At 66.9% G+C, this 24170-nt stretch carries 32 protein-coding genes and 1 pseudogene; 10 read left to right on the top strand and 23 right to left on the bottom strand.

The features are described from left to right. The 5 genes and pseudogenes from A5646_RS03420 to A5646_RS03400 all read right to left on the bottom strand — a co-directional run. Positions 1-688: hypothetical protein (locus A5646_RS03420; RefSeq protein ID WP_067019848.1), on the bottom strand; the 688-nt coding region annotated here is incomplete at its 3' end. A gap of 123 nt (positions 689-811) precedes the next feature. Beyond that, a complete protein-coding gene (gene msrB, locus A5646_RS03415) occupies positions 812-1234 on the bottom strand; it encodes a peptide-methionine (R)-S-oxide reductase MsrB (RefSeq protein ID WP_066870449.1) in 423 nt (140 codons plus the stop codon). Between the two features lie 9 nt (positions 1235-1243). Beyond that, positions 1244-2595: pseudogene (gene aftC / locus A5646_RS03410) on the bottom strand (arabinofuranan 3-O-arabinosyltransferase). Between the two features lie 28 nt (positions 2596-2623). After that, the gene (locus A5646_RS03405; protein ID WP_067019844.1) at positions 2624-4189 is read right to left on the bottom strand and encodes an alpha/beta hydrolase; all 1566 of its coding nucleotides are present in this window, start codon (positions 4187-4189) and stop codon (positions 2624-2626) included. Between the two features lie 14 nt (positions 4190-4203). Continuing rightward, positions 4204-4965, bottom strand: a complete 762-nt coding sequence (locus A5646_RS03400; RefSeq protein ID WP_067019841.1) for a pyrimidine reductase family protein — start codon at positions 4963-4965, stop codon at positions 4204-4206. Between A5646_RS03400 and zapE the strand changes: the two genes are divergently transcribed. Continuing rightward, positions 4964-6085 carry a cell division protein ZapE gene (gene zapE / locus A5646_RS03395; RefSeq protein WP_156749109.1) on the top strand — a complete coding sequence of 374 codons (1122 nt, stop codon included), beginning with the start codon at positions 4964-4966 and terminating at the stop codon, positions 6083-6085. The genes A5646_RS03400 and zapE overlap by 2 nt on opposite strands. Here zapE and A5646_RS03390 read toward each other — a convergent pair. From A5646_RS03390 to A5646_RS03380, 3 genes are all read right to left on the bottom strand, one after another. Continuing rightward, positions 6063-6578, bottom strand: a complete 516-nt coding sequence (locus A5646_RS03390; RefSeq protein WP_066870435.1) for an N-acetyltransferase — start codon at positions 6576-6578, stop codon at positions 6063-6065. The two genes, zapE and A5646_RS03390, sit on opposite strands and share 23 nt — an antisense overlap. Next, positions 6566-7096 carry a hypothetical protein gene (locus tag A5646_RS03385; protein ID WP_231998228.1) on the bottom strand — a complete coding sequence of 177 codons (531 nt, stop codon included), beginning with the start codon at positions 7094-7096 and terminating at the stop codon, positions 6566-6568. Before A5646_RS03385 ends, A5646_RS03390 begins: the two co-directional genes overlap by 13 nt. Before the next feature lie 93 nt (positions 7097-7189). Beyond that, complete coding sequence (locus A5646_RS03380; RefSeq protein ID WP_067019835.1) at positions 7190-7936, bottom strand: Clp protease N-terminal domain-containing protein; 747 nt, start codon at positions 7934-7936, stop codon at positions 7190-7192. A 155-nt stretch (positions 7937-8091) separates the two neighbouring features. Between A5646_RS03380 and A5646_RS03375 the strand changes: the two genes are divergently transcribed. The 3 genes from A5646_RS03375 (at position 8092) to A5646_RS03365 (ending at position 10057) form a co-directional block, all read left to right on the top strand. Beyond that, positions 8092-8439: a DUF732 domain-containing protein gene (locus tag A5646_RS03375; protein ID WP_066870425.1), complete on the top strand. Its 348-nt coding sequence runs from the start codon at positions 8092-8094 to the stop codon at positions 8437-8439. Positions 8440-8746: 307 nt separating this feature from the next. Next, positions 8747-9091, top strand: coding sequence for a DUF732 domain-containing protein (locus A5646_RS03370; RefSeq protein ID WP_066880420.1), 345 nt, complete (start codon positions 8747-8749; stop codon positions 9089-9091). Positions 9092-9121: 30 nt separating this feature from the next. Next, positions 9122-10057 carry a cytochrome c oxidase assembly protein gene (locus tag A5646_RS03365; RefSeq protein WP_067019857.1) on the top strand — a complete coding sequence of 312 codons (936 nt, stop codon included), beginning with the start codon at positions 9122-9124 and terminating at the stop codon, positions 10055-10057. Positions 10058-10069: 12 nt separating this feature from the next. On the opposite strand, the gene A5646_RS03360 is transcribed toward A5646_RS03365, so the two are convergent. The 6 genes from A5646_RS03360 to A5646_RS03335 all read right to left on the bottom strand — a co-directional run bounded on the left by A5646_RS03360 (position 10070) and on the right by A5646_RS03335 (position 15303). Next, on the bottom strand, positions 10070-10990 hold the full coding sequence (locus tag A5646_RS03360) for a cation diffusion facilitator family transporter (RefSeq protein ID WP_066870419.1): 921 nt from the start codon (positions 10988-10990) through the stop codon (positions 10070-10072). A 51-nt stretch (positions 10991-11041) separates the two neighbouring features. Further along, complete coding sequence (locus A5646_RS03355; protein ID WP_066870416.1) at positions 11042-11254, bottom strand: hypothetical protein; 213 nt, start codon at positions 11252-11254, stop codon at positions 11042-11044. 87 nt (positions 11255-11341) lie between these two features. Beyond that, on the bottom strand, positions 11342-12805 hold the full coding sequence (locus A5646_RS03350; RefSeq protein WP_067019832.1) for an aldehyde dehydrogenase: 1464 nt from the start codon (positions 12803-12805) through the stop codon (positions 11342-11344). 24 nt (positions 12806-12829) lie between these two features. Beyond that, entirely contained in the window at positions 12830-13606 is a 777-nt protein-coding gene (locus A5646_RS03345) for a carboxymuconolactone decarboxylase family protein (protein WP_067019854.1), read from the bottom strand. A 37-nt stretch (positions 13607-13643) separates the two neighbouring features. Beyond that, positions 13644-14465 carry a mycofactocin-coupled SDR family oxidoreductase gene (locus A5646_RS03340; RefSeq protein WP_067019829.1) on the bottom strand — a complete coding sequence of 274 codons (822 nt, stop codon included), beginning with the start codon at positions 14463-14465 and terminating at the stop codon, positions 13644-13646. Between the two features lie 7 nt (positions 14466-14472). Continuing rightward, positions 14473-15303: a mycofactocin-coupled SDR family oxidoreductase gene (locus tag A5646_RS03335; RefSeq protein WP_066880428.1), complete on the bottom strand. Its 831-nt coding sequence runs from the start codon at positions 15301-15303 to the stop codon at positions 14473-14475. A gap of 82 nt (positions 15304-15385) precedes the next feature. On the opposite strand from A5646_RS03335, the gene A5646_RS03330 reads away from it, so the two are divergent. Together A5646_RS03330 and A5646_RS03325 are read left to right on the top strand one after the other, a co-directional pair. Next, complete coding sequence (locus A5646_RS03330; RefSeq protein ID WP_067019826.1) at positions 15386-16003, top strand: TetR family transcriptional regulator; 618 nt, start codon at positions 15386-15388, stop codon at positions 16001-16003. A 134-nt stretch (positions 16004-16137) separates the two neighbouring features. Further along, the gene (locus tag A5646_RS03325; RefSeq protein WP_082984616.1) at positions 16138-16488 is read left to right on the top strand and encodes a DUF732 domain-containing protein; all 351 of its coding nucleotides are present in this window, start codon (positions 16138-16140) and stop codon (positions 16486-16488) included. A gap of 33 nt (positions 16489-16521) precedes the next feature. Here the strand turns inward: A5646_RS03325 and A5646_RS03320 are convergent, their stop codons facing one another. The 3 genes from A5646_RS03320 to A5646_RS03310 all read right to left on the bottom strand — a co-directional run bounded on the left by A5646_RS03320 (position 16522) and on the right by A5646_RS03310 (position 17601). After that, positions 16522-16887, bottom strand: coding sequence for a DUF732 domain-containing protein (locus tag A5646_RS03320; protein ID WP_067019824.1), 366 nt, complete (start codon positions 16885-16887; stop codon positions 16522-16524). Positions 16888-16988: 101 nt separating this feature from the next. Further along, complete coding sequence (locus A5646_RS03315) at positions 16989-17363, bottom strand: DUF4189 domain-containing protein (RefSeq protein WP_067019821.1); 375 nt, start codon at positions 17361-17363, stop codon at positions 16989-16991. 19 nt (positions 17364-17382) lie between these two features. After that, positions 17383-17601: a hypothetical protein gene (locus tag A5646_RS03310; RefSeq protein ID WP_066870399.1), complete on the bottom strand. Its 219-nt coding sequence runs from the start codon at positions 17599-17601 to the stop codon at positions 17383-17385. Positions 17602-17735: 134 nt separating this feature from the next. Here A5646_RS03310 and A5646_RS03305 point away from each other — a divergent pair, with 134 nt between their 5' ends. The 3 genes from A5646_RS03305 to A5646_RS03295 all read left to right on the top strand — a co-directional run bounded on the left by A5646_RS03305 (position 17736) and on the right by A5646_RS03295 (position 19179). Next, positions 17736-17990 carry a hypothetical protein gene (locus tag A5646_RS03305; RefSeq protein WP_067138514.1) on the top strand — a complete coding sequence of 85 codons (255 nt, stop codon included), beginning with the start codon at positions 17736-17738 and terminating at the stop codon, positions 17988-17990. Positions 17991-18078: 88 nt separating this feature from the next. Then, positions 18079-18585 (top strand): hypothetical protein, encoded by a 507-nt coding sequence (locus A5646_RS03300; RefSeq protein ID WP_067019815.1) that lies wholly within the window; start codon positions 18079-18081, stop codon positions 18583-18585. Between the two features lie 291 nt (positions 18586-18876). Next, a complete protein-coding gene (locus A5646_RS03295) occupies positions 18877-19179 on the top strand; it encodes a hypothetical protein (protein ID WP_082984615.1) in 303 nt (100 codons plus the stop codon). A 61-nt stretch (positions 19180-19240) separates the two neighbouring features. On the opposite strand, the gene A5646_RS03290 is transcribed toward A5646_RS03295, so the two are convergent. Together A5646_RS03290 and A5646_RS03285 are read right to left on the bottom strand one after the other, a co-directional pair. Beyond that, a complete protein-coding gene (locus tag A5646_RS03290; protein WP_066880433.1) occupies positions 19241-19762 on the bottom strand; it encodes a hypothetical protein in 522 nt (173 codons plus the stop codon). 140 nt (positions 19763-19902) lie between these two features. Continuing rightward, on the bottom strand, positions 19903-20202 hold the full coding sequence (locus tag A5646_RS03285; protein WP_066870382.1) for a hypothetical protein: 300 nt from the start codon (positions 20200-20202) through the stop codon (positions 19903-19905). A gap of 100 nt (positions 20203-20302) precedes the next feature. On the opposite strand from A5646_RS03285, the gene A5646_RS03280 reads away from it, so the two are divergent. Continuing rightward, positions 20303-20761: a universal stress protein gene (locus A5646_RS03280; RefSeq protein ID WP_066870379.1), complete on the top strand. Its 459-nt coding sequence runs from the start codon at positions 20303-20305 to the stop codon at positions 20759-20761. Positions 20762-20819: 58 nt separating this feature from the next. On the opposite strand, the gene A5646_RS03275 is transcribed toward A5646_RS03280, so the two are convergent. The 4 genes from A5646_RS03275 to A5646_RS03265 all read right to left on the bottom strand — a co-directional run bounded on the left by A5646_RS03275 (position 20820) and on the right by A5646_RS03265 (position 24146). Then, a complete protein-coding gene (locus A5646_RS03275) occupies positions 20820-21104 on the bottom strand; it encodes a hypothetical protein (protein WP_066880434.1) in 285 nt (94 codons plus the stop codon). Between the two features lie 152 nt (positions 21105-21256). Beyond that, a complete protein-coding gene (locus tag A5646_RS03270) occupies positions 21257-21442 on the bottom strand; it encodes a hypothetical protein (RefSeq protein ID WP_066880435.1) in 186 nt (61 codons plus the stop codon). Positions 21443-21741: 299 nt separating this feature from the next. Continuing rightward, positions 21742-22038, bottom strand: coding sequence for a hypothetical protein (locus tag A5646_RS27720; protein ID WP_082984613.1), 297 nt, complete (start codon positions 22036-22038; stop codon positions 21742-21744). Positions 22039-22676: 638 nt separating this feature from the next. Next, entirely contained in the window at positions 22677-24146 is a 1470-nt protein-coding gene (locus tag A5646_RS03265) for a hypothetical protein (protein ID WP_067019810.1), read from the bottom strand. Between the last annotated feature and the right edge of the window lie 24 nt (positions 24147-24170).

The raw sequence follows: 24170 nt of genomic DNA, 5'->3' as shown, positions 1-24170 counted from the left end.
GGTGATCGCCGTCGTACTCTGCGGCCACCCTGTACTCTTCCCAGCCCATGTCGAGACACGCGATGAGTCGCCAGTTTTGGTGCACCGGTATCTGCGTGGTCGGGACGGGCAGGCCGGCGTCGATCAAAAGCAGACGCAGCCAGGTTTCCTTGGGCGACGCGGCGCCGGGATCGATCATTGGGAGCGCTGACCGCAGCCGACGCAGGCCGCGCGCACCGCAGTATCGCTTGGCCAGCAACAGCACATCCTCGCGCGAGAACGGTGTCGCACGCATCAACGCATCGATCCGGGCCACCGCCTCACCGATGGGCGCGTGCCGGGCGAGATCGAACGCGGTCCTGGCAAGAGTGGTCACCGGCAGACCGCTGACCCGGGTGACTTCGTCCGGCTGGATGCGCTCATTTCGGGTGATCACACCGCGAGGCGGATGCGGGTTGCGCCAGACCAACTCGATGGGCTCGTCGTCGTCGATCCACTGCGACCCGTGCAGCGCCGCCGCGGCGAGTCCGGCCAGCACGCCGCGCCGCCGCGACCACAGAAACGCCCCGGTCGACCGCGTTCTCAGCGACGGTGTCGCGGCATCCGACAGATAGATGTCCGGATAAATCGCGCGGAAGCTCGTCCGCAGCTGATACGGGCTCACCAGCCCGAGTCGCACTGCCTCGCTGCCCACGAATACGTCGTCCACAACGTCAAAGACGTCACGACGTGTCGATGAGGTCCCGCGAAACTTAAATGGTTGCGATCCGCCGCGGCGCGTCGTCGCAACCGTTTAAGTGTCGCGGCACCTGCGCAGCGAACCCGCGGGAAGCTAGCCCGCCGGCACCAACCGCAGGCACACCGAGTTGATGCAGTAGCGCTGATCCGTCGGCGTCGGGTAGCCCTCGCCGGCGAACACGTGACCCAGGTGGCTGTGGCAGTTGGCGCACAGCACCTCGGTGCGCGTGGTGCCCATCGAATGGTCGGGCCGCAAAATCACCGCGTCGGACTTCGCCGGGTCGAAAAACGACGGCCAGCCGCAGTGCGACTCGAATTTCTCTGTGCTGCGGAACAATTCGGCACCGCAGGCCCGGCACTGGTATACGCCTTCGGTTTTGGTGTCGGTGTATTCACCGGTGAAGGGCCGCTCGGTGCCGGCCTGGCGCAGCACATAGAACTCTTCCGGGGAAAGTTTCTTGCGCCATTCGTCATCGGTCAGCTGCACCTTGGGCGGCGACACGTCGGGAGAGGTCATGCCTCCACGCTAGCGCGCAAGGCGCTGACCCGCTGTGCCCGGCTCCGCCGCGCTCGCGGTCCCCGCGTCTCGCTCGCGCTCGTCTGTCAGCCACGCCGGATCGATGCCCTCGTCCAGCCGGTTTTCGGCCTTGGCGTCCAGGTACCGGTAGAGCAGCACGGTGAAGGCGACGATCAGCAGCAGCGACCAACCGTAGGTGATCTTGAGGTAATGCAGTGCGCGGCCGTACCTCATCGCCCGGTAGATCAGCCAGTCGTCCAGCGTCATGCACCCGTAGATCCCCAGCCAGGCCGGCCAATTGCGGATCAGCGAGTTGCGCAGCACCACCGTCATCAAGAACGGGAACAGCATCATCGAGTAGTAGCCCTGGGCCAACGGGAGCACCAGCCAGGAACAGAGCAGCAGCACGCCCGAGGAGCTGGTGAACCAGAACAGCGGGTCGCGGGTGCGGTAGTAGCGGTACAGCAGCCACAGCGCGCCGATCGTGATCAGCACGAACAGGATTCGCAGGAACACGATCAGCCAGGTGGGCAGGCCGAAGTAGACGCCGTTGCCCTCGATGGAGCTGTTGAAGTAGTCCCGGGTGCCCCCAATGTAGGGCAGCGTCTTGGTGACGAAGTCCATCGGATCGCTGACCAGCGGCCAGGCGACGATGTTGATGACCACGGGCACGACGATCGCGGGGATCAGCGTTCGCCACTGGCGGTTCAGCAGCGGCAGCAACAGCAGCGGTCCCAGCACGGGTTTGAGCGTGAGCGTCAGCCCGATCGCGATGCCGGCCCACCACTGCCGGCTGATCCGCCCATCCAACAGCCAGCGCAGGAACAGCAGCTCGGCCAGCAGCACGCAGCCGTTGATGTTGGTGAACACCAGCGTGCTGGTCACGCTTTCGGTGCAGAACATCGCCAGCAGCAGGGCGGGCGCGGCCACCGAGGCCAGCGTGAACTTGAACATCCGCAGCAGTAGGTACCAGGCGATCAGAATCGCGACGGTGTTGATTCCGATGAACAGGAACCGCGACGGCGTGAACGGCAGGTACCCGAACGGGGCCATCAGCAGCGTGCCGCCCGGCGGGTACAGGTAGTGCGGGTCGACGTAGTCGAAGTGCTCGTTGTAGATGTCCCAGCCGTGCCGGAAGTTCAGGACCGCGCGGTAGACGGGTTTGAAGTCGTCGGTGATGTTCCCGTTGAGGGTGAGCACGATGCTGCGGTGCAGGACCGAGAGGATGGCCAGCGGCCACAACGCCATCCGCAGCACGGCCTGACGCTCGGTGCGCCGGTGCGGGGACCAAAGGCGGCCAGGGTCCGGTCACGCAGGCCGGTTCGGGTCGATTCAGCTGCCGTCACCAGCGCACCGTACACCGGCGCCCGCGGGCGCCGGAAAGCAGCGTCAGGCCGGGCAGTAGGTGTCGGTGTTGGGCAATTTGCCGCTGTTGAGGTAGCCGATCAGCGGCGGCACCGCGCAGCCGGAGAAGATGCTGGCGCCGTGCCCGATGCCCTGCCACATCACCCGCTTGCTGGCGGCGTTGGCGTTGATGATGCTGGCTGCGGTGGCCGCGACGCCGTCGGTGCCGACGATCGGGTCGTTCTGCACGCCGAGCAGCAGCACGTCGACCTTGAGGGTCTTCGGCGTGGGCGGCGGGGAGCCGGTGGGCCAGTGCACGCACTTGACCATGTTGAGCGCGGCGACCGTGCCGAATTCGGGGTAGAGCTTGCCCCAGGCGACGACGAGTTCGCGCACCCGGTCCGGGGTGGGGCGGTTGACCGCGTCGCTGCACACGTTGACGAACTGGCCGTCGGAGTCCTGGACGGCGTTGGCGTGGTTGATCAGATTGTTCAGCGCGTTGGTGTCGCCGGAGCGCGCGCCGGCCAGCGCGTTGGCCAGGTTGGTGGTGGCGTTGACGCGGCCGTCGGAGGGATAACCCAGCGCGACGGTGATGGCGTTGGCCACCTGCGCCACCGACGCGCCGCCGGGGCCATGACCGGCGCGGGCGTCGGCCAGCAGGGCGCTGACGGCTCCCTTGGGGTCCGCGCCCAGCGCGCAGCTCACCGCGATGCACTGGGCGGCGAACGCGTCGAGCGCGGCCTGCTGTCCCTTGACCTGTTGCTCGGCGGCGGCTTCGGCGTTGGTGCCCAACGCAACCGGTGAGTCGAGGATCAGCCGGGCCACCTTGTCCGGCCGCGATCCGGCGTAGGCCAGCGCCACCTGCGCGCCGTTGCCGATGCCGACCAGCGCCAGGGCGGGCACGTCCCACAGGGCGCGCAGCCGCTCGATGTCCGAGGCGGCGTGCGCGTTGTCGTAGGAGGAGGCGTTCGGCCCGATGCCGACGGCGTCGCCGCAGTTGGTGGTCGCGGTGTTGGACACCTCGGACAGGTTGGCCACCGGGTCGTCGCCGGTCTGGAACTGCGACTGGTCGCGCATCTGTTGGCGGTCGAACTTGTCCCGGCAGTCGATGGGACTCGACATGCCGATACCGCGGCGGTCGACGGAGACGATGGGGTGGCTGGCCAGCACGTCGGCGCCCGACCGCGACAACCAGACCGGCAGCTGCGCGGAGGACGGCAGATCGGAGCCGGTGGTGAAGACCAGCGGGCCGGCGTCCTGGGGTGTCTGGCTGGAGCGGGCGCGCACCACACCGATGCTCAGGGTGCCGCCCCCGCCGTTGACCGGGTCCAGGTCGGCGTCGTAGGTCGCGCAGTCCAACTGGACACCGGCGGCGGCGGGAACGGCCGCGTCGGCGAACACCCGCGAGGTGCAGTCGTGCCACGCCAGGTCGTTCTTGGGTGCCGCGATCGGCGGCGGCCCGCTGGGCGGCGGCTTGGAGGTCGCCGCTCCCTGGGGTCGCGCACCGGAATTGGTGGCGAACCGCGGGTCGGCGGCCAGCCCCGGGACGCAGCCGGCCAGCAACGCGGTCACCGCAACCAGGATCGTGGCGCACGTGTACGGCCGACTCATGCCGACCACAGTAGCTAGGCCCTGACGTAGCGGGTGTAAAGGTAGCCGGCGTCGTCGGTCAGGACGTGGGCACATCGCATCCGGGTGAGCAGCTGCCCCGAGCCGGCGGCGATGCGTCGTGCCTGGCCGCCGACGAGGCAGGGCGCGATCGTCAGGCACAGCTCGTCGAGCAGGTCGCGCCGGATCAGCGAGTCCAGCAGCGTCGGCCCGCCCTCGGTGAGGACGCGGCGCATGCCGCGCGCGCCGAGGGCAGCCAACAGGGCGGCCTCGTCCACCTTCTCGGGATCGTGGCCCGAGCAGTCGAGCACCTCGCACAGGCCGCTGAGCGCCCGGCGTGTCTGCTCGACCGCCGCGGTGCAGGTGAGCACCAGCGGCTGCACCTCGGTGCGGGTGAACACCGCCATGTCCCGGTTGAGGTGGCCCGATCCGGTCACGATCGCCAGCTGGGGGACCTCGCTTTGCCCGCGGGCCTGCCGGTGCTGACGCTGGGCGACGGACAGCTGCGCCCCGGAGTAACCCTCGATCCGCACGGTGCCCGCACCGACCACGATGACGTCGGCGAGTTCACGCAACAGGTTGAAGATCAACCGGTCGCCCGGGCCGCCCATGGCGCCGCTGCTGCCACCGGAGGTGGCCCCGCCGTCGACGCTGGCGATGAAGTTCGCCCGCACCCACGTCCCGTCGTGTGCGGGATAGCCATAGAGTCCGGGGAGGTCGCCCTCGTCGAGGCCGCGCACCGACCCGAGCAGCGACAGCGCGGCGCCAGAGTCGGGCATGGGTCTGATTGCAGCACGCCGCTACAGTGCCTGCATGCACGGGTCCACCTCCGCGGGCGTCGCGGGCGGCGTGGCTCACCTGGTGGATCGGCACCCGACGGTGTCGCCGGAGCGGCTGATCGCCCAATTGAGGCCGCCCCCGACGTTCGCCGACGTGAGCTTCGCGACATATCGGCCCGATCCGGCGGAGCCGACGCAGGCCGCCGCGGTGGTGGCCTGCCGCGACTTCTGTCGCCAGGCCGTCGAGCGTCGCGCCGGTCGCCGAAAGCTGTTGGGGCGGCGCGAAACCCTGCCCGGTGTCGGGTTGTACCTGGACGGCGGGTTCGGCGTGGGCAAGACGCACCTGCTGGCGTCGGCCTACTACGAGCTACCCGGTGACGGGCCGGGTGCGTCGCCGGATGGCCAAGCCCCCAAGGCGTTTGCGACGTTCGGGGAGCTGACCCAGTTGGCCGGGGTGTTCGGCTTCGCCGAGTGCGTCGACCTGCTGGCCGGCTACACGGCGGTCTGTATCGACGAATTCGAACTCGACGATCCGGGCAACACCACGCTGATCTCGCGGCTGCTCTCCTCGCTGGTCGAGCGTGGGGTCTCGGTGGCGGCCACCTCCAACACGCTGCCCGAGCAGCTCGGTGCGGGCCGCTTCGCCGCCCAGGATTTCCTGCGCGAAATCAACACGCTGGCAAGCATTTTCACGACCGTGCGGATCGAGGGGCCCGACTACCGGCACCGCGGCCTGCCGCCGGCGCCGCAGCCGCTGTCCGACGGCGAGGTGGCCGCGCGCGCCGCGCAGGTCGACGGCGCGACGCTCGACGACTTCGATGCGCTGTGCGCGCACCTGGCCACCATGCACCCGTCGCGCTACCTGGCGCTGATCGAGGGTGTGAGCGCGGTGTTCGTGACCGGCGTGCACGGCATCGACGACCAGAACGTCGCGCTGCGGCTGGTGTCGCTCACCGATCGGCTCTATGACGCGGGCATTCCCGTGGTGGCCTCGGGGACCAAGCTGGACACCATCTTCAGCGAGGAGATGCTGGCGGGGGGATACCGGAAGAAATATCTGCGGGCCACTTCCCGGCTCTTGGCGCTGACCGCGGCGGCTAATCCAGCTCGCGGGTCATGACGTAGTCGTTCTCGACGCCGGCGCCCAGCCGAAACGTGCGGGTGCCGTGGATGGTGAATCCGCTCTTGCGGTAAAAGCGTTGTGCGCGTTCGTTTGCCCGGTTCACGCCCAGCCACACCCGGCGCACGCCCCAGTCGGCCGCGACCGCCAGCGTGCGTGCCATCAGCGCCGCCGCGGCCCCGCTGGAGTGGCGCTCGGGCAGGACATACATCTTGGACAGCTCGGCGGAGTCGTCGGAGTCGCCGCGAATCAGCATGGCGTAGCCGACGATTCGGCCGTCCTGGCGCGCTGTGATGACGGCGCGGTCCGGATCGCTCAGGTACTCGGCGAAGCGGGCCGCCGACAGGTTGGCGCCGACGAACGCGGCGATGTTCTCGGCGGTCACCGAGGGTGGGCACGCCAACGGAAAGGTCAGGGCCGCAACGGCGGCCAGCTCTACGGCGTCGCCGGAACTCGCCGGCGCGGTCTGGAACGTTGCGGTCAGAGGTTCCACTGCGCGAGGTGATAACCCGTCTTCTTGTCCAGCAGCACGACGGTGGTGACGGGGTCGCGGTAGGCGTCCCAGTACACGCCGCCGCGCACGATCGCCCCGTTGGGCGCGTTGACGAGCACGTTGTCCAGCGCGTCGGGCGCATCGGAGGCCCGCGGCTTGTAGGCGTCGGCGTTCGGGGTCACCCCGTTGAAGCTCAGCACGGTCGCCATGACGTAGGGATTGGGCACCCGGATCGCGCGAATGGTCACGTCGGCGCGCTCGACGGTGCTGCCCGGGAAGCCTTTGTAGGTGCCTTCGCGCGTGTAGCCGAATCCGGGCGGCGGGTCGCAGGGCGCCACGCCGCTCACGGTGACGTCGGCGATGAACGTGCCGTTGTCCACCCGCAGCGTGTCACCGATGTGGCCGATCGGCGCGTCACCGGCCCACGCGCGGGGCAACGGAACCGCGCCGACGCCGACGGCGGTGAGGCCGGCGACCGCGAGCAGCAAGGCGGCGGCGACCATCAGCCAGCGGTGCATCTTCGCCATGTCGTGCCTCCTTGGCGCCGTTGCAGGGGACCCACGCATGATCGCACACGCGGGGACGCCGAAGGGAGGGGTCGACCGCACCGCTCAACCGTCCTTGCCGCCGGACAGGGATTGCAGCGCCTTGACCAGATCCGCCTCGACCCGGTCCTTGTCGACACCGCAGCGGTGCAGCGGCCCCTGGGCCGATGCGCCGGCTTCCAGCTCCAGCAGCGCCAGCAGCTGGTGTTCGGTGCCGACGTAGTTGTGGCCGAGCCGCAGCGCCTCGCGCACGCTCAGCTCGAGCGCCTTGCGCGCCGGTCCGCTGAACGGAATGAGTTGCGGCGGTTGGGCATCCACGCGCAGCGCGGCGATCGCCTCCGTCGCGGCGGCGCGCAGCGCCTCGGTGTCGACGTTCTGCAGGCGCAGCAACACGGTCGCCAGTGCGGCCGCGTCGCCGAGCACGCCGAGCAACAGGTGATCCGGGGTGATCTCGCTGTTGCCGGCGTCGTGCGCGGCGTTCTGGGCCGCCACCACCGCGCCCCGCGCCCGCGGGGTGAAGCGCGCGAACCCCTGGTCGAGGTCGAGGGTGGCGGGCTCGGCACGCGGGACGAAGCGCTTCTGGGCGGCCTGCTTGGTGACGCCCATGCTCTTGCCGATGTCGGTCCAGGACGCGCCGGAGCGGCGGGCCTGGTCCACGAAGTGACCGATCAAATGGTCGGCGATCTCGCCCATGTGTTCGGCGGCCAGCACGGCGTCGGCCAGCTGATCCAGCACGTCGGAGCGCGTCGACTTGATGGCGTCGATCAGCTCGTCGAGGCGGATCGGGTAGGAGATGCGGACGGGATCGGACATACCGTCAACGGTAGGTTGACGGCCGAGAAGTGTCAACCAGCGGTTGACGACGGGGTCAGGGGGTTGCCACCCCCGGAGGGCGTCTCCGATAGGAAAGCGGCAAGGTTTTGCCTCAGGAGATGCGGAGCGTTCGCTTCTCTGCCAATCTGTGGTATATGAAACTTCTTCTTGTTGCGGCGAGCTTTGCCGCAGTAATCGGCATGGCAGTGCCCGCGCACGCCGACGACACCGACGATGCATTCGTCGCGTCTCTCGACTCCGCGGGAATCACCTATTCCGACAGCGATACGGTGGTCGGCGCGGGCCATTGGGTGTGTAAGACGCTCGTGAACGGTACCGGGATGTCCGACGTCGTCTCGACGCTGGAATCCAAGAACTCCGACCTGAGCGATGACAAGGCCAACAAGTTCGCTGCCATAGCAGTCAATGCCTATTGCCCATACGTGATTTCGAACAAGAGCTCGCCCGCGCCCAGCGTGACGGCCACCAGCTCCTCGTCTTAGCGGACCGCCCGACGGCAGGCATGCGCGGGGCAGGTAATCCGAATTTTACAATTGCGCGCTCGCCGCATTGTAAACGATACCTGTTGTCAACATTTCGGCGTTAATGTGCCGCACGCGGTCGGGGGCGAAAGCGATTGCGTCGACCAATTGCACGGCACATTTTCGTTGGTTTGCTGAGCGGGTGAATTGGGGGCCATTTCTCGGTGCGCAACGGCTGGCATCCAGGCGAGGCGGGACCGTGACAGTTCACCTCCCGTTCGCCCGACGAGATGCCAATCGTCCGCGGGTTTGCGACAATCACAGCGTTATGCGACTTCTCCTGGGGCTGACCAGCCTCGCCGCCATGCTCGTCCTGGCCGCACCGGCGCACGCGGACATCGACAACGATCAGGACTTCCTCAAGGACCTCCGCGACGCCGGCCTCACCTACCAGGACGCCGGCAACGCGATCACCATCGGCAAGTCGGTGTGCGAACTGCTCGACGACGGCCAGTCCGACGCGAAGATCGTGACCGACCTGCGCAATCAGAATCCCGCTTTCCAGGGCGCCGCCGCGGCCAAGTTCACCTATCTGGCGGCCGCGCACTACTGCCCGAAATACATCACCGGCGAGGACCGCGGTCCGAAGCCGGAGGGCGCAGCCGGCAACTGAGCCCTTCCCGGCCGCAATAGGCTGGTGTTCGTGCGCGTCGATCCCGCACCGCTGACGTGGGACGCGGCCGTCCAGACTTGGCATTTCGACCCGGTCGCGGTGATCGTCGTGGCGGTGTTCGCCGCCGGCTACGGGTGGTGCTACCGGCGCGCCCGAGCCGCCCAGGGTGCGGTCGGCCCGACGAACGCCGCGTGCTTCGGGTTGAGCCTGCTCGCGTGGGCGCTGGCCACGATCAGCGCGATCGGGGCCTACGCCTACGTCCTGTTCTGGGTGCGTGCGCTGCAGGTGTTGCTGCTGCTGTACGTCGTGCCGTTCTTCATGGCGCAGGCCAAGCCGGTCACCGTCTTTCGCGCCGCCGTGGGGCCGTCCGGCCGCGACCGCATCGACCGGTTGTTGGCCACCCGGTTCGCCCGCGTGCTCGTCCATCCCGCGACGACATCGGTCGCGATGCTCGCCACGCCGTGGTTGCTATATCTGACGCCCTGGTACACCGCGGCCCTGCGGACCGAGTGGGTCGGCGCGCCGACGCGACTCCTGTTGGTGGTGCTGGGATTTGGTTACTTCTACGCCCGGCTGCAGGAGGACCCGGTACCCCGCAGGTACCCGCAGTCGATCTCGCTGCTGATCACCGTCGCCGAGGCGCTCGGCGATGGCGTCCTGGGATTGGTCATCTGGCAGGGATCGTTGATCGGTGCGGCGTACTACGCCGGGCTGCAACGGAATTGGGGACCAGACCCGCGGCTCGACCAGACGATCGGGGCCGGCGTGTTGTGGATCCTCGGTGATCTGGTCGGGTGGCCGTTCGTGCTGCTGCTGATGCGCGCGCTGTCGCGCGACGAGCAGGCGCATGCGGTGGCGGTCGACGCCGAGATGGACCAGGCCGAGGACGTCGAGGGCCAAACCCCGGCGCCGTCGGGACTCTGGTGGGAGAACGACCCGCAGCTGCGGGAGCGATTCCGCCGCTGAGGCCGGGTCACCTCAGGCGGCGCGGGCCGTCCACGTGAAGCTCTGCATCTCCGGGATCCGTGGCGTCAGCGCCGCGGCGACGCTGCGGCCGATCTGGTCGGCGGCGGCCAGCGGGGTGTCGGCGTTCAAGAACCCCTCCACCTCGACGCGCAGCGTCCGCCCGGTCCATCTGGCCCGGGCGTGCGCGTGCGTCACACCGGGCACCGACGCGGCGACGGCCTCGGCGGTGGTGATGATGTCGGGGTCGACGCCGTCGAGCAGGCGATGGGCGATGTCGGCGGTCACCTCCCAGCCGACGTGGCAGATGAACCCGGTGACCACGATCCCCGCGACGGCGTCGGCCCAGCCCCACCCCAGTGCCACGCCGATCAGCCCGAGCACCGCGCCGCCCGACGACAGCGCGTCCAGCCACGAATGCTTGGCGTCGGCCACCATGGTCGCCGACCGAATTCGCCTGCCCACCACCAGTTTGTAGCGGGCCACCAGCTGATTGCCGATTACGCCCACGACGGCCGCGCCGATGCCCCAGCTCACGTAGCCGGTGCCGCCGTGGCGGAGCAACTTGGTGACGCTCTCGAAACCGGCGACCACGGCGCTGCCCCAAATCACCACGGCCACACCGATACCGGCGAGATCTTCGGCGCGTTCGTAGCCGTAGGGATACCGCTCGGTGGGCAGCTTGCGCGACGCGCGGAAGCCGATGAACACCAGGGCGCTGGTGGACACGTCCGACAGGTTGTGCAGCGCATCGCCCAGCAACGCCACCGAACCGGACACCAGCGCGATCACCAATTCGACCAGGCCGGTCAGCGCCAGCCCGACGGCGCTGACGGCGACGGCGCGGTTGGCCTGCCGGCGCTCGCCGGCGTCGTCCGCCGCGGTGTCGAGGGGGAAACTGGCCGCCGGGTCGCGTACTCCGCTGCTCACGTGCATACCGTCAGCATGCCCGACTCGGTCGCGGCTCCCAAGTCCCGCGTGGAACCTCTACTTGCCCTGTTCCGGGGTGGACGGGCCATCGCGCCAGGGCCGGGGGGCCTTGGGCAGGATCATGAACGCCACGGGCAGGCGTACCAACGCGTCACGGGCGGCGACCTCGAGGAACACGATCTCCATCTCCAGGCGGTTCAGCGGCCGCGTTTCCATCATGAAACGCGTCCGCAAGTAGCGCGGCGTCCTCAGCCACTCGACCAAACTCATGCCCGCGACTCTACCCCTCTAGCGGAAATACTTGATTTGCACAATATTTCACGACAGCAACTGCCGTCGGGGCCGAAACTAGCGGTGTCAGCTCATGCCGATGCGAATGTTCTTCACCTGCAAAAACTCATACAGGCCTTCGACGCCGCCGGTGCGGCCGAACCCGCTCTGCTTGTAGCCGCCGTAGGGGCCCTGCGGCTCGATGTCGCTGTGCCGGTTCACCCACACCGAACCCGCCTGCAGCTGACGCGCAACCCGATGTGCACGTTCCAGGTTGGACGTCGCCACGAAGGCATTGAGGCCGTAGCGGGAATCGTTGGCGATCCTGACCGCCTCGGCCTCATCGGCGAAGGGGATGACGGACGCCACCGGCCCGAAGGTTTCGGTCTGCGCCAGCGCCGACCGATTGTCGACGTTGGCGAAGATCGTCGGCTCGATGAAATAACCGGACGCCAACTCGCCACCGAGCCTGCGTCCGCCCGTGACCAGCTCACCGGCCTTATCGCTGACCGCCCGGTCGATGACGCCGAGGATGCGGTCGGCGGCGGCTTCGGTGATGACGGGACCGAGCATGACGTCGGGTTGCAGCGGATCACCGATCTTGGCGGCCCGCACCGTCGCCACGAGTTTGTCCACGAAGCTCTCGTACACCGACGCCTCGACGAGAATGCGCGAGGCGCACGCGCAACTTTGGCCGGCCTGGGTGATGGGCCCCTGATGGGCGGCGATGACGGCGGCCATATCCAGGTCGGTGTCGGCGAACACGAGATAGGCTGATGTGCCGCCCAATTCGGCTGTCACCGGGGTGAGATGGTGCGACGCGGCCTGCAGCACCTTCTGCGCGGTGGCCTGGCCGCCGGTGAAGTGGATCTTGCCGATCCGGGGATGGCGCACCAGCGCGTCACCGCCCGCAGGGCCGGCCGGCAACACGTTGACCAGTCCCGGCGGCAGGCCCGCTTCGAGGCAGAGTTCACCAAAGCGCAAGGGCGCCAACGACGCCAGCTCGGAGGGCTTGAGGACGACCGCGTTTCCCGCCGCCAGTGCGGGCGCCACGGCCGCGCCGGCCACCACCAGCGGCCCGTTCCAGGGGGCGATGACGCCGACGACGCCGTACGGTTCGCGTTCGACGAGGTTGACGTCGAAGGCACCGGCCACGGGAGTGCTTGCGCCGTGGGTCTTGTCGGCGTAACCGGCGTAGTACCGCAGGAACCGCTCGGTCAGTACGGAGTTGCCGGCGACCGACACCGGGACGCCGTAATCGTGCACGTTGAGCTCGGTCAGCTCCGCGAAGTGGTCGCGCACCACGTCGGCCAGCGCGAACAGCAGGTCGCGGCGGTGATCGACGGGACAGGAGACCCATTCGCGATGCGCGTCCCAGGCGCTGTCGACGGCCCTGTCGATCTCGTCGTGACCGGCCAGCGGGATGGTCGCGTTGAGCGCGCCGGTGCCGGGGTAGGCGTGCTCATAGCTGCCGCCCGAGGCGGTGGTAATGCGTTCTGTGCCAATGAGTAACGCGCCCGAGCGGGGCGGTGAGGTCGCGGTGGCCGTCATGGCGGGATGCCTTCCGGTGTGCTGTCAGCCGACGGTGGTGTGATCGGCCTGGTTTTCGGCCGTCACCCGCTGCTTCTGTTCGACGATCACCTGGTTGAGGTAGTCGGCCTTGGCGCAGCCGTAGTACGCGGCGAACTGCAGCGCCAGTTCGTCCATCTCCTCGAAGGACACGTCGCCACTCTTGAGCGCCGCGTACACGTGGGACATGATCGGGATTTCGGCGTCCTGGAACGCGACACAGGCCACGGTGATCAGGCGGCGTTCCTTCATGCCCAGGCCGGGCCGCAACCACATCTCGCCGAAGACGAAATTTAGAATGCCCGCTCCCGAGTAGGGGTTGTCCCGCATCGGCGCGAAGGGCAGGCAGTTGATCTCCTTGAACGACTCTTCGCCGCCCCGCAGTCGCTGCTCGGGGTCGCTGGCGGTGACCAGCGGCAGCAGCGGTTCCGGGGGAGGGGCCGCCTCGCCGCGCTCCCCGGCGATCTTGGCCCATTGCACATCCACGGCGATGTTGAATCGGGACGCCTTCGGCCAGCCCGCGTAGACCGCGAAATGCAGGACGGTCTCCCGCATTTCGGTGATGGTCAGGTCGCCGCTGTTGAGGGCGGCGTAGACGTGCTGCTCCAGCGGCGCCTGCGCGTCGGCGGCCGCGACGCAGGCCAGCGTGACGAACCGTCGATCGCGGCGGGACAGGCCCGGTCGCGACCAGACCTCGCCGAAGACGAAGTCGATCAATCCGCCCGCATACGGGCTGTCGGCGTCGGGCGGGTCGATCGTCATCACCTCGGTGAAGGTACGCATCCCGCGTTCGCGTCGCGCACCGTCGTTCATCGGAGCCCTATCGGATGGTGACACCGGCGTCGACCTTCAGTTCCAGCCCTGTGACGTAACGGGATTCGTCGGAGATCAGATACAACACCGCGTTGCTCACATCGGACGCTTCGATCAGCGGCGCGGGCAGCGCGTTGATGAAGATGGGCACCAGGTCGGGCCGTTGCTCGGCGATCAGGGTGTGCATGCTGGGGGGCGCCATCCCGGTGGCCACCCCGGTGGGGTGCACGGTGTTGACCCGAATGTTCTGTGCGGCAAGCTCGTTGGCCAACGCCAGGGTCATGCCGACGATGCCGTGCTTGGAGGCGGTGTAGGGCACGTGCAGCGGCGTGCCCTTGATGCCGGCCGACGAGCTGATGTTGACCACGCTCCCGCCGCCCCGGGCGACCAGGTGGGGGAGTGCGGCCGCGCAGGTGTTCCAGGCGCCGATGAGATTGATATCGACGACCAGTCGCCACTGCTCGGCGGTGGTGGTGTCCCAGGTGCCGACGGTGAGCACGCCGGCGTTGGCGACCGCGCCGTCGAGTCCGCCGAGTTCGCCGGCGGCGTCGTCGACCGCCGATTTCACGGCGGTCTCGTCGCGGACGTCGACGACTTTGGTGATCGCACGCCGGCCGTGTTTCTCCACCAGTTGCGCGGTCTCGTGCAGGTCGTCTTCGGTGGCCAGTGGGTATTCCAAACCCGCTGGGGTGGAACAGATGTCGACCAGGACGCAGTCGGCGCCTTCCTCGGCCAGCCGCACCGCGTGCGAGCGTCCCATGCCGCGCGCGGCGCCGGTGATCAAGACCCGTTTGCCCGCGACCCGGCCGGCTGCGTTGTTCGTCGTCATCCGCGTATCAAACCTTGTTGCAGAAGCCCGCGTCGACGGGGAAGGTCACGCCCGTGACGTACTTCGCCTCGTCGGAGACCAGGTAGGCGATGGCGGCGCTGACGTCTTCGGGTTCCAGCATGCCGACGGGCATCGGGTTTTGCAGATGGGGACCCGCGCCGGGATTCTTCTCCAGGAACTCGGTCATGTCGTCGTTGGTGGCCATCATCGTGTTCACCGCGGTCGGGTGCACGGTGTTGACCCGAATGCTCAGCGGTGCAAGGGCATTGGCCAGGGTGCGCATCAGCCCGACGATCCCGTGTTTGGACGCCGCGTAGCCCAGTCCGCCGCCCTGCAGGCCGCCGAAGCCCTTGATGCCGGCGGTCGAGCTGGTGAAGATGATGACCCCGCCGCGGTTGCCGGCCAACAGGTGCGGGACGGCCGCCCACGCCGTGTGATAGGCCCCGTCGAGGTTGACGCCGGTGACCGCCCGCCACTGCGCCAGCTCCTCCTCGATGCTCAACTGGCGAAACGCCAGCGGCGCGATCCCGGCATTGGCCAGCACGATGTCGAGGCGGCCGAAGTGCTCAACTCCGGCATCCATTGCGGCCTTGACTTGCTCGAAGTCGCGGACGTCGGCGACCGTGCCCAGCATCTTGCCGCCGGCCTCTTCGACCAGCGCGACGGTCTCGTCCAGCTCCTCGTGGGAGGCCATCGGGTAACCGTTGGCGGGAATGTCGGCGCAGATGTCGATGCCGATGATGTTGGCGCCCTCGCGCGCGAGCCGCACGGCGTGGCTGCGACCCTGGCCGCGCGCCACCCCGGTGATGAAGGCGACCTTGCCATCTATTGACCCCACGGCGCGCGTCCTCTCTGTTCGTCGGCCCAGATCAGGGCAGAGTAACGCCGTTACTCACCTGCGCACAGTAACATGGTTACTCATGACGGCAACAGGGGCGGCAGTGGATGCCGAGAACGGCGCGTCCGGGCCGCGGACCGACCCGATCCTGGACATCGTGGTCGAGATGCTCGACAGCGAGGGCTACGAGGCCGTCCAGCTGCGCGAGGTGGCCCGGCGGGCGCGGGTTTCCCTGGCGACCATCTACAAGCGGTATCGCACGCGCGACGAGCTGATCGTCGCGGCCCTGGACGGGTGGATGGACGCCAATCGCTATGCGCGCCTGCCGTCGCTGATCGACGATCTGCCCGGTGAGTCGATCTATGTGGACCTGATGCACGTGATGCGGACCATCTTCGAGCCGTGGGAACGGCATCCGGTGATGCTGCGCTCCTACTTCCAGGCCCGGTCGGGGCCCGGCGGAAAGCGCCTCATCCAGCGTGGCGTCGACGCCGTCGTTCCCGTCGCCAAAGCCGTTCTGGCGCAAGCGGAGCCGGGATTCGCCAAAGATCTCGAGCTCATCCTCACCGGCGTCGTCTACGGGCTGCTCACCCGATTCGCTCAGGGGGAGATCGACGTCACCGAAATCGTGCCGGGTATCGAGCGCACCCTGTTCTGGTTGACCACGGCGTATGAGAGCGGTCTGCCCGCGCGAGGCTGAGCCGACTGCGGTGACGGCTTGAAAATCCGATTATTCAGCCGTTCATAAGGCGCTTTTTCCCGATTGTGCCTATTCTTCGTCTTCGTGCCGCTATGGGTCGACGGCATCGTGAACGCCCCGAAGAAAGGAAGCGCATGATGTCCTCAGCTCGCCGGCCGGCCGTGTTGGCCATCCCCGTCATGTTGGGCGCGGCTCTGATTACCAGCGCCGCGGTTGCCACCGCCGACCCCCTCGACGACGCGTACCTGTCACAACTGCGTGCCGCCGGCTTCAGTTGGCCGCCCGATCACGACGCCGCCCTTACCGGGATGGGGCGCCTGATCTGTGATGACATCGGTTGGGGTTGGACCTATGAGCAGATCTCCCAGAGCATCCACCAGATCCTGGACCCCAGGAATGTCACCTTCGGAGACGTCGGATCCATGGTGAGCCTTGCGCATTCGACGTACTGCCCCCTGCAGCGGTGCTGGACCGACCACTGCTGAACGGCGAAATCCCTTGCACCGCAGCAGGTGTGTTCACATGAGCGGGGGTCCCGGCAGCAGCCAGGTGACCGACGGGTCGATGTCCTCCTTGTACTGCGGACAATAGGTGGCTATCGACAGGCCGACGAAGTAGGCGGACTGCTTGACCGAGAGGTCCGTTTGCCTGGCCAGCTGGATCGCCAGCACCGAGGCGTTCGGGTTGGTGGCGATGCTGGTGCACACCGTGCGGGCCTTTCCGATCGCATCGTCGTTGTCGGGCATGGTGATTCCGCCCTTGGAGAGGCCCGCGATGAACGCGTCGTCGGTGTCATCCGCTGAGGCGGGCGCCGCGAACGCCAAGGCAGCGGACAGGAAAACCGCGCAGAGCGCCGGCCACTTCCCGGCCTTCGTCACAGTCATGGCCTCCCCTCAGTGCGCGGACCCGTCGGCGTGCAGTCAAGGACGACTTCCATGAACGATAGTCGACATCGCGGTGTACTTCTCGCGGCGAGGCACGGATTTCAGGACGAGCAGTGGGTGGCCTTGATGTGCCCGTTGGGTGAACCCAGCTTGGCCAGCGCGTCGGCGGTGGATGCGGTGGCGTCGGGCCCCGAACCGCCCTGGAACCGGCCGGAGAGGCGGTCGAACGCCACCGATGCGCAGCCGTTGCGGGTGCCGGCCACCACTTCACAGACGTCGCCGGCCTCGGCGGTGCAGTGCGCGAGCGCGACTTGGTTCGCCTGGTCCTGACTGGCCCCGGTGCCCCAGCCGGCGGCTCGTCCGCTGCCCACCGACACGGCGAGGGCGACGAAGCCGTCGTCGGCCCGGGCCATCGGCGCGGGCAGCGCGGCGATCCCGCAACCGACCGCAGCCACGACGGCAATGACCGGTCGCATCGGCGCGCTCCTGCGCATGTTACGAATTGCCTTCGGGGTCTTCGGCCAGGTAAGTGACTTCGTACCACCGCTTGGACGGTCCGGCGCTGTCCGTCTCGGTCGCCGTGGCCCGCTCGAGGCGAACATCGGTCAGATGCGGATTGTCCACGCGGATAAAGTCTTCGAGCTCGGCGTGCAACGCGTCACCGTCCAGGGTGATATCCGCGAGCGCTCTGCCGGTATACCTCGTCCAACTCACGCCTCACATTGTGCTCCGGCCGTGGCGCCGGACCGCAATTCGACACCGGGGTATATTGCAACCCGCCGCTGTGCCGCGCGAAATTGCAGGGTCAGGTGGTCCGCAAATGCGCTTTCAGGCCGGGAGACTCGGTCGTGAAGGAGGGCGATGAATCGCCAAAGTGTCTGCAGCACCAGCACTTCACCGATTGGTCGGGTGTGACGCTTAAACGCGTCGACGAATTGAAGCCCGGCGACCGGATCCGCATGAAGGTCGGGCACGCCACCGTCGTCGCGACCGAACCCCTCGACGACGACCGCACCCTGCTGACCTTTACCTATGGGACGAAGGGCCCCGCCGACAACGCGCTGACCGTTGATGTTCTGGACGACGACGAGTGGGGCTGGTAGGGCGCCGGAATTCGGGTTATCGCCGGCACCTTGTCGGCGACGGCTCGGCATACGACTATTGACTGAGTACGGACCCGCAGGAGGAACGATGACGCCGCACCGTGTGAAATCCGTCGTCGGTTTATCGGCGGTGCCGCTCGCAATTTCCGTGTGGTTTATCCCGACGGCCTTCGCCGACAATCCGTCCTGGAATGGCCAGTACGCGATCACGTTCATGGTCGGCCCGAAGGCCGGGACCAGCATGGCCGTCGGCGACCCGGAGGTGCAGCACACCGAGACCTACGGTATCCGTTCGAGCTGCACGAACGGCAAGTGCGTCGCCACCATCGTCAGCGGCCCGCCGCCCACCAACCCGACGGTGCCGCAGCCGGTTCAGTTCACCTGGGATGGAAAGTCGTGGTCGCAGGCCAACGACTTTCAGTGGGACTGCATGATGCCCGACACCACGATCCAGTGGAATCCGGCCCGGGCCGAGGTGCACTACACGCCCCAACCCGACGGAACGCTGGCCGGCGTCATGCACACCGACATCTTGAGTGGCGCATGCCAAGGGACCATCGACATGAACATGACCGCCGAGCGCGTGGGTAGCTAGCCGCCCTCGGTTCAGGGTGGCGGTGGCGCCGACCGGTTTCGAAACTCGGGATCGCGGTGTGAAATCGGCGGGATTCGTCGACACCTACCGCGCGAAATGGATACGTTGAATGGCCAAGGGCATCGGGCAGCGCTTCCAGTTCCGTGCGAAATAACGGAGTCGAATCATGTCGCGTGCCACGAGAATCAACAGCTGATGGATGCACGGCGAGACGCAGGGATTCCCGAGCCGCGGGAGCGGGCAGCGAGGGCGGGACAGCGGATTGAACAGCTGCGGCAACGGCGCGCCGAATTGGCCGCCGGCGAGGGTTCTTCCGGGGATTCGGTCGACCGGGCGCGCCGGTATGCGCAGGACGCGATGGAGCGCGCCGAGAAAGCGCATCTGGCTGCCTCTCGCGGACACGACGAAGCCGCACGCGCGCATGAGCGGACGGCAAACAATCTGCAGCGCGCGGCCATGGAGGGAATCGGCGATCCTGAGCAACTACAGGACGAGGCCGATGAGCATTGGCAGGCCGCAGCGAACAATCACCGGGAAAGCGCGGTCGCGTTGGCGGAGGCGGAGGACCCCACCAAGTCTTCGTCCGGCGGCTAGTCAGGCGATCGGAACCTGTTATGGGACAAGGGTCCCGAAGACGTGGCGGTGACGGCTCCGCTCAGGTGTGCACTTTCCAGCCCGCCAACGGGGTCGGGGCCGCCGGAGCATTGGGATCGTTGAACTCGATGTAAACGTCGCCCTGCTTGACGTTGCCGTCGTAGGCGACGAATCCGTGGGCGGTCTGGCCGTTGGTGACGCTGCCCGCGCGCAGCGGCGGCGTCTTGTTGATCTTCTGGTAGTCGACGAGCGATGAGCCGCTCTCGACATCGCGGTTCGGGTCCTGCCGCCAGGGGGAAGAGGAGGCGGTCAGGGAGGACTGGCTGTAGTTGAACGGCGCGCTGGACTTGCCTTCGATGGTCACCTCGATGACGGTGCAGCCCCCGCCGCCGGAGCAGCCGGACGAGATCCACGTCGCGTTGTTGAGCGTGACGTCGGCGGTTGCGGTGCTGTACTCCGTGACGTGGATGCTGGTGCCGGATTTTCCTGTCGGGAACGGCGACTGTTGGGTTGTCGGGTCGGCGGTGCCCTGGGGCGCAGTGAAATAGGCCGTCAGCGCCAGCGTCGCCGCGAGTGCGCTCATGTGAGCGGGTCTGGTCACTGCCAGAAGATAACGCATTCGCAGAATTGACCGCGAGCTCGTACTGGCGCCCGTCCCGCATTTCGACAAGAAGAGGCGTGAAAAGCGTTGCCGCATAACCATTTCAAGAAGGGGCAGTCGCTTTAGTGCGGCAGGTTGGCCAGATAACACCGCACTCGGGTGGCGGCGTCGTCGGGCTTGACCCCCATGTTGATCAATCGCCGAACTACTTCTTCGGAGGGAATGCCAGAGCCGATGTCGTTATCGATGACGTGCAGGCTGGGGAACCAAGTCTCGGCGCTTACTCCCGGTGGTGGGGGCTTCGCATCGCCGCCCACGCACTGGACGTAACCGGGGACGCCGGAGTCAGCGTGAGCCGGCGGCGCCCCCATCGACACAGCAATGGCGATGCCGACCGCCGCAGCGGCGTAGATCAGACGCATGCTGGCATTATTGCGGGTTCGCGGCGTTTAACAACCATGAATTCGGGGGTCTGCCCGATTTCTCTCTCGCGAGTCGCAGTGGGCCTTACACTGCATGAGAATGAGCGCCTATCAGACCGTTGTGGTCGGCACGGATGGTTCGGACTCGTCGCTGCGCGCGGTGGCGCGCGCGGCCGCGATCGCCGCGGATCACGGCGCGAAATTGATCGTCGTGACGGCACATCTTCCCGTTCCCGAGGAACGCGGCCGCTACGCCATCCCGCCGGGTAGCGACCACGGTCAGGACTACCGGACGGTGGGCGAGGCGCCCTACTACAGGATCCTGCGGGACGCCAGGGAGCGCGCGCACCAGGCCGGCGCCAAGGACGTGGAGGAGAAGTCGGTCGTCGGTGCCCCCATCAACGTGCTGGTCGACCTGGCTAAGGAGGTCGACGCCGACCTGCTCGTCGTCGGGAATGTCGGACTGAGCAGCGTCGCCGGGCGGCTGCTGGGTTCAGTCCCGTCCGCCGTTTCCCGCAGGGCCAAGACCGACGTCTTGATCGTGCACACCAGCGACTGAGGGTCGCCAAGAATCGGTCGGTGCCGCCCCCTGGTCGGCGCCGGCCATGCGCACAAAGTCATCCGTGCGCGGCGTCCGCCGCGGCGATCAACGCCCTGCCCAGCTGCCGGGCTGCGGCCGGCGCGATGATCGGGGTGTCGGGACAGTCGATGACGACCTGGCACTCGGCGTGCCCGTCAACGTATTGCCGCCCGATGACGGAGACCACGATCTCGGCCGGTTGCCCGTGGCCGGCGTGGTCGATGCTCCACTCCGGGCCGTCGAACACCCTGAAGGCCGGCCCGAGGTTGTCCCATTCGTCGACCATGGTTGCCCCGCTGGGCGGTGCAAGGTTGTCTTTCATGGCTCGATCGTGTCCGCGATCCCGGGCGCGGGCACGAGTAGTGCACTACTTCACTTGTGCTAAGGCGATGCCGTCAGGCGGTCGCTAGATATCGCGGAGCTGATCACGAAGTCAGGGGCAGTCGCTGCCGCTCGTTTGAGCCGACCTCGCCGCTATGCGCCGCGATTCATCATGCGCTCGGGCGACAGCACCTGACCTACGCAGCCCTTGAGGCAGAGGGCCCGCTGCGCGATTGCCGGGAGGGGGATCCCGCCATGGGCGTAGTCCCGCTTCATGTAGACCGCGACGGGACCGCCGCACAGCTCGCAGTAGTCCTCGTCCACCCAGTACTCCAACACGACGTGCTCCTAGCTCGGGTAGGTAACACCTAGCAGGCTAGGGCAGGTTGCCGACCTCGCCGCGTATTTCCCGGGCGGGTCACATGCTCACAACTGCGGCTTCAACCGGCGCTTCCCAAAGCCCTTTCGAGAAGCCGCCGACAAAGCCCAGGACAGCCCCAGGTATTGCACCGGCGCCGCCGATTTCCGGCGTGATCACCCCGCCACTTGTAGCACCGTCGATAGCGCCCTTGATGGCGCTTTCATATTCGCTGTCGATACGTGCCCCGCCTCACCGACGACAGGCACCCCGGTTCTCTCTAACGCGACGCGAGAAGTGCGCGGCCCTCGTCTTGGCAGCCGGCGATGAAGTCTGGCGGAGAATCTACCCTGGGCATGAGCCCGCTTTTCGTAACGTTCCCGAGCTCTTTCTGGCAATACGCTTGCCAGTCTGTGTCGGGCGGAAACTGCACGTGGTGCTGATTTACCTGAATATCGATGGCTTGTTTGCCCTGGTTGTAAGAGGGGGACCCAGGGTCGGCGCCCGCAGCAGGAGCGAACACGAAGGCGGCGGCGTTAATGACCGCTGCAAGCGCAAAACCGCGATTCCAGGCCACAGCGACATCTTACGCGGATATTTGGAGGGCAAGATATACGCGTCACCCGTGGAAGCTCTTTTGCCACAATCGGGGCGGACCGCCTAGAAAGTCCACGAGCCTTCGGGTTGAAGTACGAAACCGCGGTTTAGGGTTGGGTCGATACACGCGGTGAGCCGGTCGGCACCCACCAGGCACGTAGTGTTTGCCGCCGAAATCTTTTGGCCAACGTTCAAAATCGGCGCCGTGATCGCTGGGCACCCCCCGTCGTGGAAGCCATAAGGCCCCAAGTCCGACGGCATGCTGCTTGCCACTCCGACATGTTGGCAGCCATCGCGTCCACGTGGAGCTCCCTCCGGCAAGCCAGGTATCGGCCCGTCGCACCCGACGCTGATGTGATCGCCCGGTCCGTTGACTAGCGATGCCCACCCGCATTGCAGCCCATCAGGTGTTGCGAAAAATACTCCGCCACCACCGCGGCCGAAATGCATTGTGTACGGGGCGGGGTCGACAGGTTGAAAAGCGTTGATATCGGGGAATTTCGGCGGTGTGGCCGTTGCGACGCCGGGCGTGGCGCGGGAACAGCCCATTGCCGCCACCGCAAAGATCCCGGTCATGACCGCTATCGTTATCCTGCTGAACACGCGATAGTCGCCTTCCTAGTGTTGGACGCCGAAGGTGGTCGTCCAAGTGTGGGGGTCGTAGGGTCCTCCGGGCCAAGTGCTTAGTCGTAACTGAATGGTCTCCAATCCAGTTGCGGGGTCAAGGGTCGTGCCCGTGATAGTCGGCCCATACACGGATGGAAGTCGTCCTTGGTCCATGAGAGTCACGGGGGTGGCGCCCATCAACCCTTGGGGGGTGGCAGCGGATATGCCTTGGACGGGGCCATCCTTGGTCGCTCCGACAAGCATGAAACCGCCACCTTTAAGCGAGATCACTTGGCTTTCACGATCACCGGGGAGGCTTACGTTGCCGACGCGCTGCAAGGAATTGACCCAGCTGTTGGGTTTGGCTGGATCGATTGGTCCTGAAACCCACATGCCGCGAGTCAGGTCGCCTTCTCGGTTGCTGGTGTTGCCGATGATCACCATCTGGTTGGTGGCGGGATCGTAGGCGCCGCTGGCCTGGTAAATCCCAGGCAGGTCACCGACTTTTACCGGATGATTGGGATCGGTGAAATCCCATACGGACCCGTTGGTGGCGTACTGGTTGAACCCGGGGATATCGGTGCCATCTGGGTGGCTGAAAAACGCATATCGGTGGCCGTCAGGCCCCAGCGCGGTCCCTGTCGGCAGCGGCCTGGTGCCCGGCGGCCCTTGGGCTAGCTCGGAAGCTGGGCTGCGTGGGAAACCATCTCGCGGGTCGCCGCCGAAGGTGGGGCCTTGGCCGTCTGGGAACTGGTCTTGTAAGTCGTACACGCTCTGCTCGTGCTGGGGAGTGCCGGCCGGCCCGGTGATCCTGGGGTCGGAAGGCGGGGGACCTTGTCCGTCCCCGAACCCGGCGGGCTTGAATTCGGAAGCGAGAGCAGCGTCTTGGGGGGTCAGGTTGCCGTTTGACTGCGCTTGCCGTAGCGATCGCGTGTAGGTGTCGCGGATAGATGTCATCTGTTTGAGTGCATCTCGTGTGTCATCGGCGGCGTCAGCTTTAGCGTCGTCGATCAACGTTTCGAGCGCGTGGCGGCTTTTCGCATCGAGGGCGGGGTCTTCCAGGTCCTTTTTCGCCGCCACAATGAGTTTGTCGAGCAATTGCAACTGCTTTTCCAGTGTGGCGATCTCTGCGGCACCCTCTTTCTGTGCGGCAGCCAGCATGCTGGCGATGTTTTCCAGATCGCTGCCGATCTTGGGCAGCTGTTCTGTCTGCAAGCCAAGGGATTTCGTCAATCGCTGCACTTCAGCGGAGCCGTTGATCGGGTGATCACCGTTCTGGTGGTTCCAGGCCGCGTCGAACCGTTGCCGGGCTTGCTCAAACGAGTGGTCCGCCTCGGCGGTGTGTCGACCAGCACCATGAAAAGCCTCCGCAAGGCTCGAAATCTGCGCGGGGCTGCCGGCCTGCAAGCTCTGGTTAATCGCCCACGGATCACCACCGGCCTGAGCGATCAGACCGGCAACGCTAATCCATTTCAGCTGCATTGCACCGCCCGTAAAACCGCACCC

The sequence above is a fragment of the Mycobacterium sp. 1245499.0 genome (assembly GCF_001673615.1).
Classification (GTDB): Bacteria; Actinomycetota; Actinomycetes; order Mycobacteriales; family Mycobacteriaceae; genus Mycobacterium; species Mycobacterium europaeum_A.
This window is presented reverse-complemented; position numbering and strand designations above follow the sequence as displayed.

What these genes read in the sequence shown, in the direction of transcription:
- A5646_RS03375 (WP_066870425.1), top strand. Translation starts at nt 8,092, where the DNA reads ATGAAACTTCTTCTTGTTGCGGCGAGCTTTGCCGCAGTAATCGGCATG.
- A5646_RS03325 (WP_082984616.1), top strand. Translation starts at nt 16,138, where the DNA reads ATGATGTCCTCAGCTCGCCGGCCGGCCGTGTTGGCCATCCCCGTCATG.
- A5646_RS03345 (WP_067019854.1), bottom strand. Translation starts at nt 13,606, where the DNA reads ATGCGTACCTTCACCGAGGTGATGACGATCGACCCGCCCGACGCCGAC.
- A5646_RS03290 (WP_066880433.1), bottom strand. Translation starts at nt 19,762, where the DNA reads ATGAGCGCACTCGCGGCGACGCTGGCGCTGACGGCCTATTTCACTGCG.
- A5646_RS03275 (WP_066880434.1), bottom strand. Translation starts at nt 21,104, where the DNA reads ATGAAAGACAACCTTGCACCGCCCAGCGGGGCAACCATGGTCGACGAA.
- A5646_RS03380 (WP_067019835.1), bottom strand. Translation starts at nt 7,936, where the DNA reads ATGTCCGATCCCGTCCGCATCTCCTACCCGATCCGCCTCGACGAGCTG.
- A5646_RS03280 (WP_066870379.1), top strand. Translation starts at nt 20,303, where the DNA reads ATGAGCGCCTATCAGACCGTTGTGGTCGGCACGGATGGTTCGGACTCG.
- A5646_RS03370 (WP_066880420.1), top strand. Translation starts at nt 8,747, where the DNA reads ATGCGACTTCTCCTGGGGCTGACCAGCCTCGCCGCCATGCTCGTCCTG.
- A5646_RS03300 (WP_067019815.1), top strand. Translation starts at nt 18,079, where the DNA reads ATGACGCCGCACCGTGTGAAATCCGTCGTCGGTTTATCGGCGGTGCCG.
- msrB (WP_066870449.1), bottom strand. Translation starts at nt 1,234, where the DNA reads ATGACCTCTCCCGACGTGTCGCCGCCCAAGGTGCAGCTGACCGATGAC.
- A5646_RS03400 (WP_067019841.1), bottom strand. Translation starts at nt 4,965, where the DNA reads ATGCCCGACTCTGGCGCCGCGCTGTCGCTGCTCGGGTCGGTGCGCGGC.
- A5646_RS03330 (WP_067019826.1), top strand. Translation starts at nt 15,386, where the DNA reads ATGACGGCAACAGGGGCGGCAGTGGATGCCGAGAACGGCGCGTCCGGG.
- A5646_RS03315 (WP_067019821.1), bottom strand. Translation starts at nt 17,363, where the DNA reads ATGCGACCGGTCATTGCCGTCGTGGCTGCGGTCGGTTGCGGGATCGCC.
- A5646_RS03355 (WP_066870416.1), bottom strand. Translation starts at nt 11,254, where the DNA reads ATGAGTTTGGTCGAGTGGCTGAGGACGCCGCGCTACTTGCGGACGCGT.
- A5646_RS03385 (WP_231998228.1), bottom strand. Translation starts at nt 7,096, where the DNA reads ATGCACCGCTGGCTGATGGTCGCCGCCGCCTTGCTGCTCGCGGTCGCC.
- A5646_RS03320 (WP_067019824.1), bottom strand. Translation starts at nt 16,887, where the DNA reads ATGACTGTGACGAAGGCCGGGAAGTGGCCGGCGCTCTGCGCGGTTTTC.
- A5646_RS03285 (WP_066870382.1), bottom strand. Translation starts at nt 20,202, where the DNA reads ATGCGTCTGATCTACGCCGCTGCGGCGGTCGGCATCGCCATTGCTGTG.
- A5646_RS03350 (WP_067019832.1), bottom strand. Translation starts at nt 12,805, where the DNA reads ATGACGGCCACCGCGACCTCACCGCCCCGCTCGGGCGCGTTACTCATT.
- A5646_RS03360 (WP_066870419.1), bottom strand. Translation starts at nt 10,990, where the DNA reads ATGCACGTGAGCAGCGGAGTACGCGACCCGGCGGCCAGTTTCCCCCTC.
- zapE (WP_156749109.1), top strand. Translation starts at nt 4,964, where the DNA reads ATGGGTCTGATTGCAGCACGCCGCTACAGTGCCTGCATGCACGGGTCC.
- A5646_RS03340 (WP_067019829.1), bottom strand. Translation starts at nt 14,465, where the DNA reads ATGACGACGAACAACGCAGCCGGCCGGGTCGCGGGCAAACGGGTCTTG.
- A5646_RS03265 (WP_067019810.1), bottom strand. Translation starts at nt 24,146, where the DNA reads ATGCAGCTGAAATGGATTAGCGTTGCCGGTCTGATCGCTCAGGCCGGT.
- A5646_RS03405 (WP_067019844.1), bottom strand. Translation starts at nt 4,189, where the DNA reads ATGAGTCGGCCGTACACGTGCGCCACGATCCTGGTTGCGGTGACCGCG.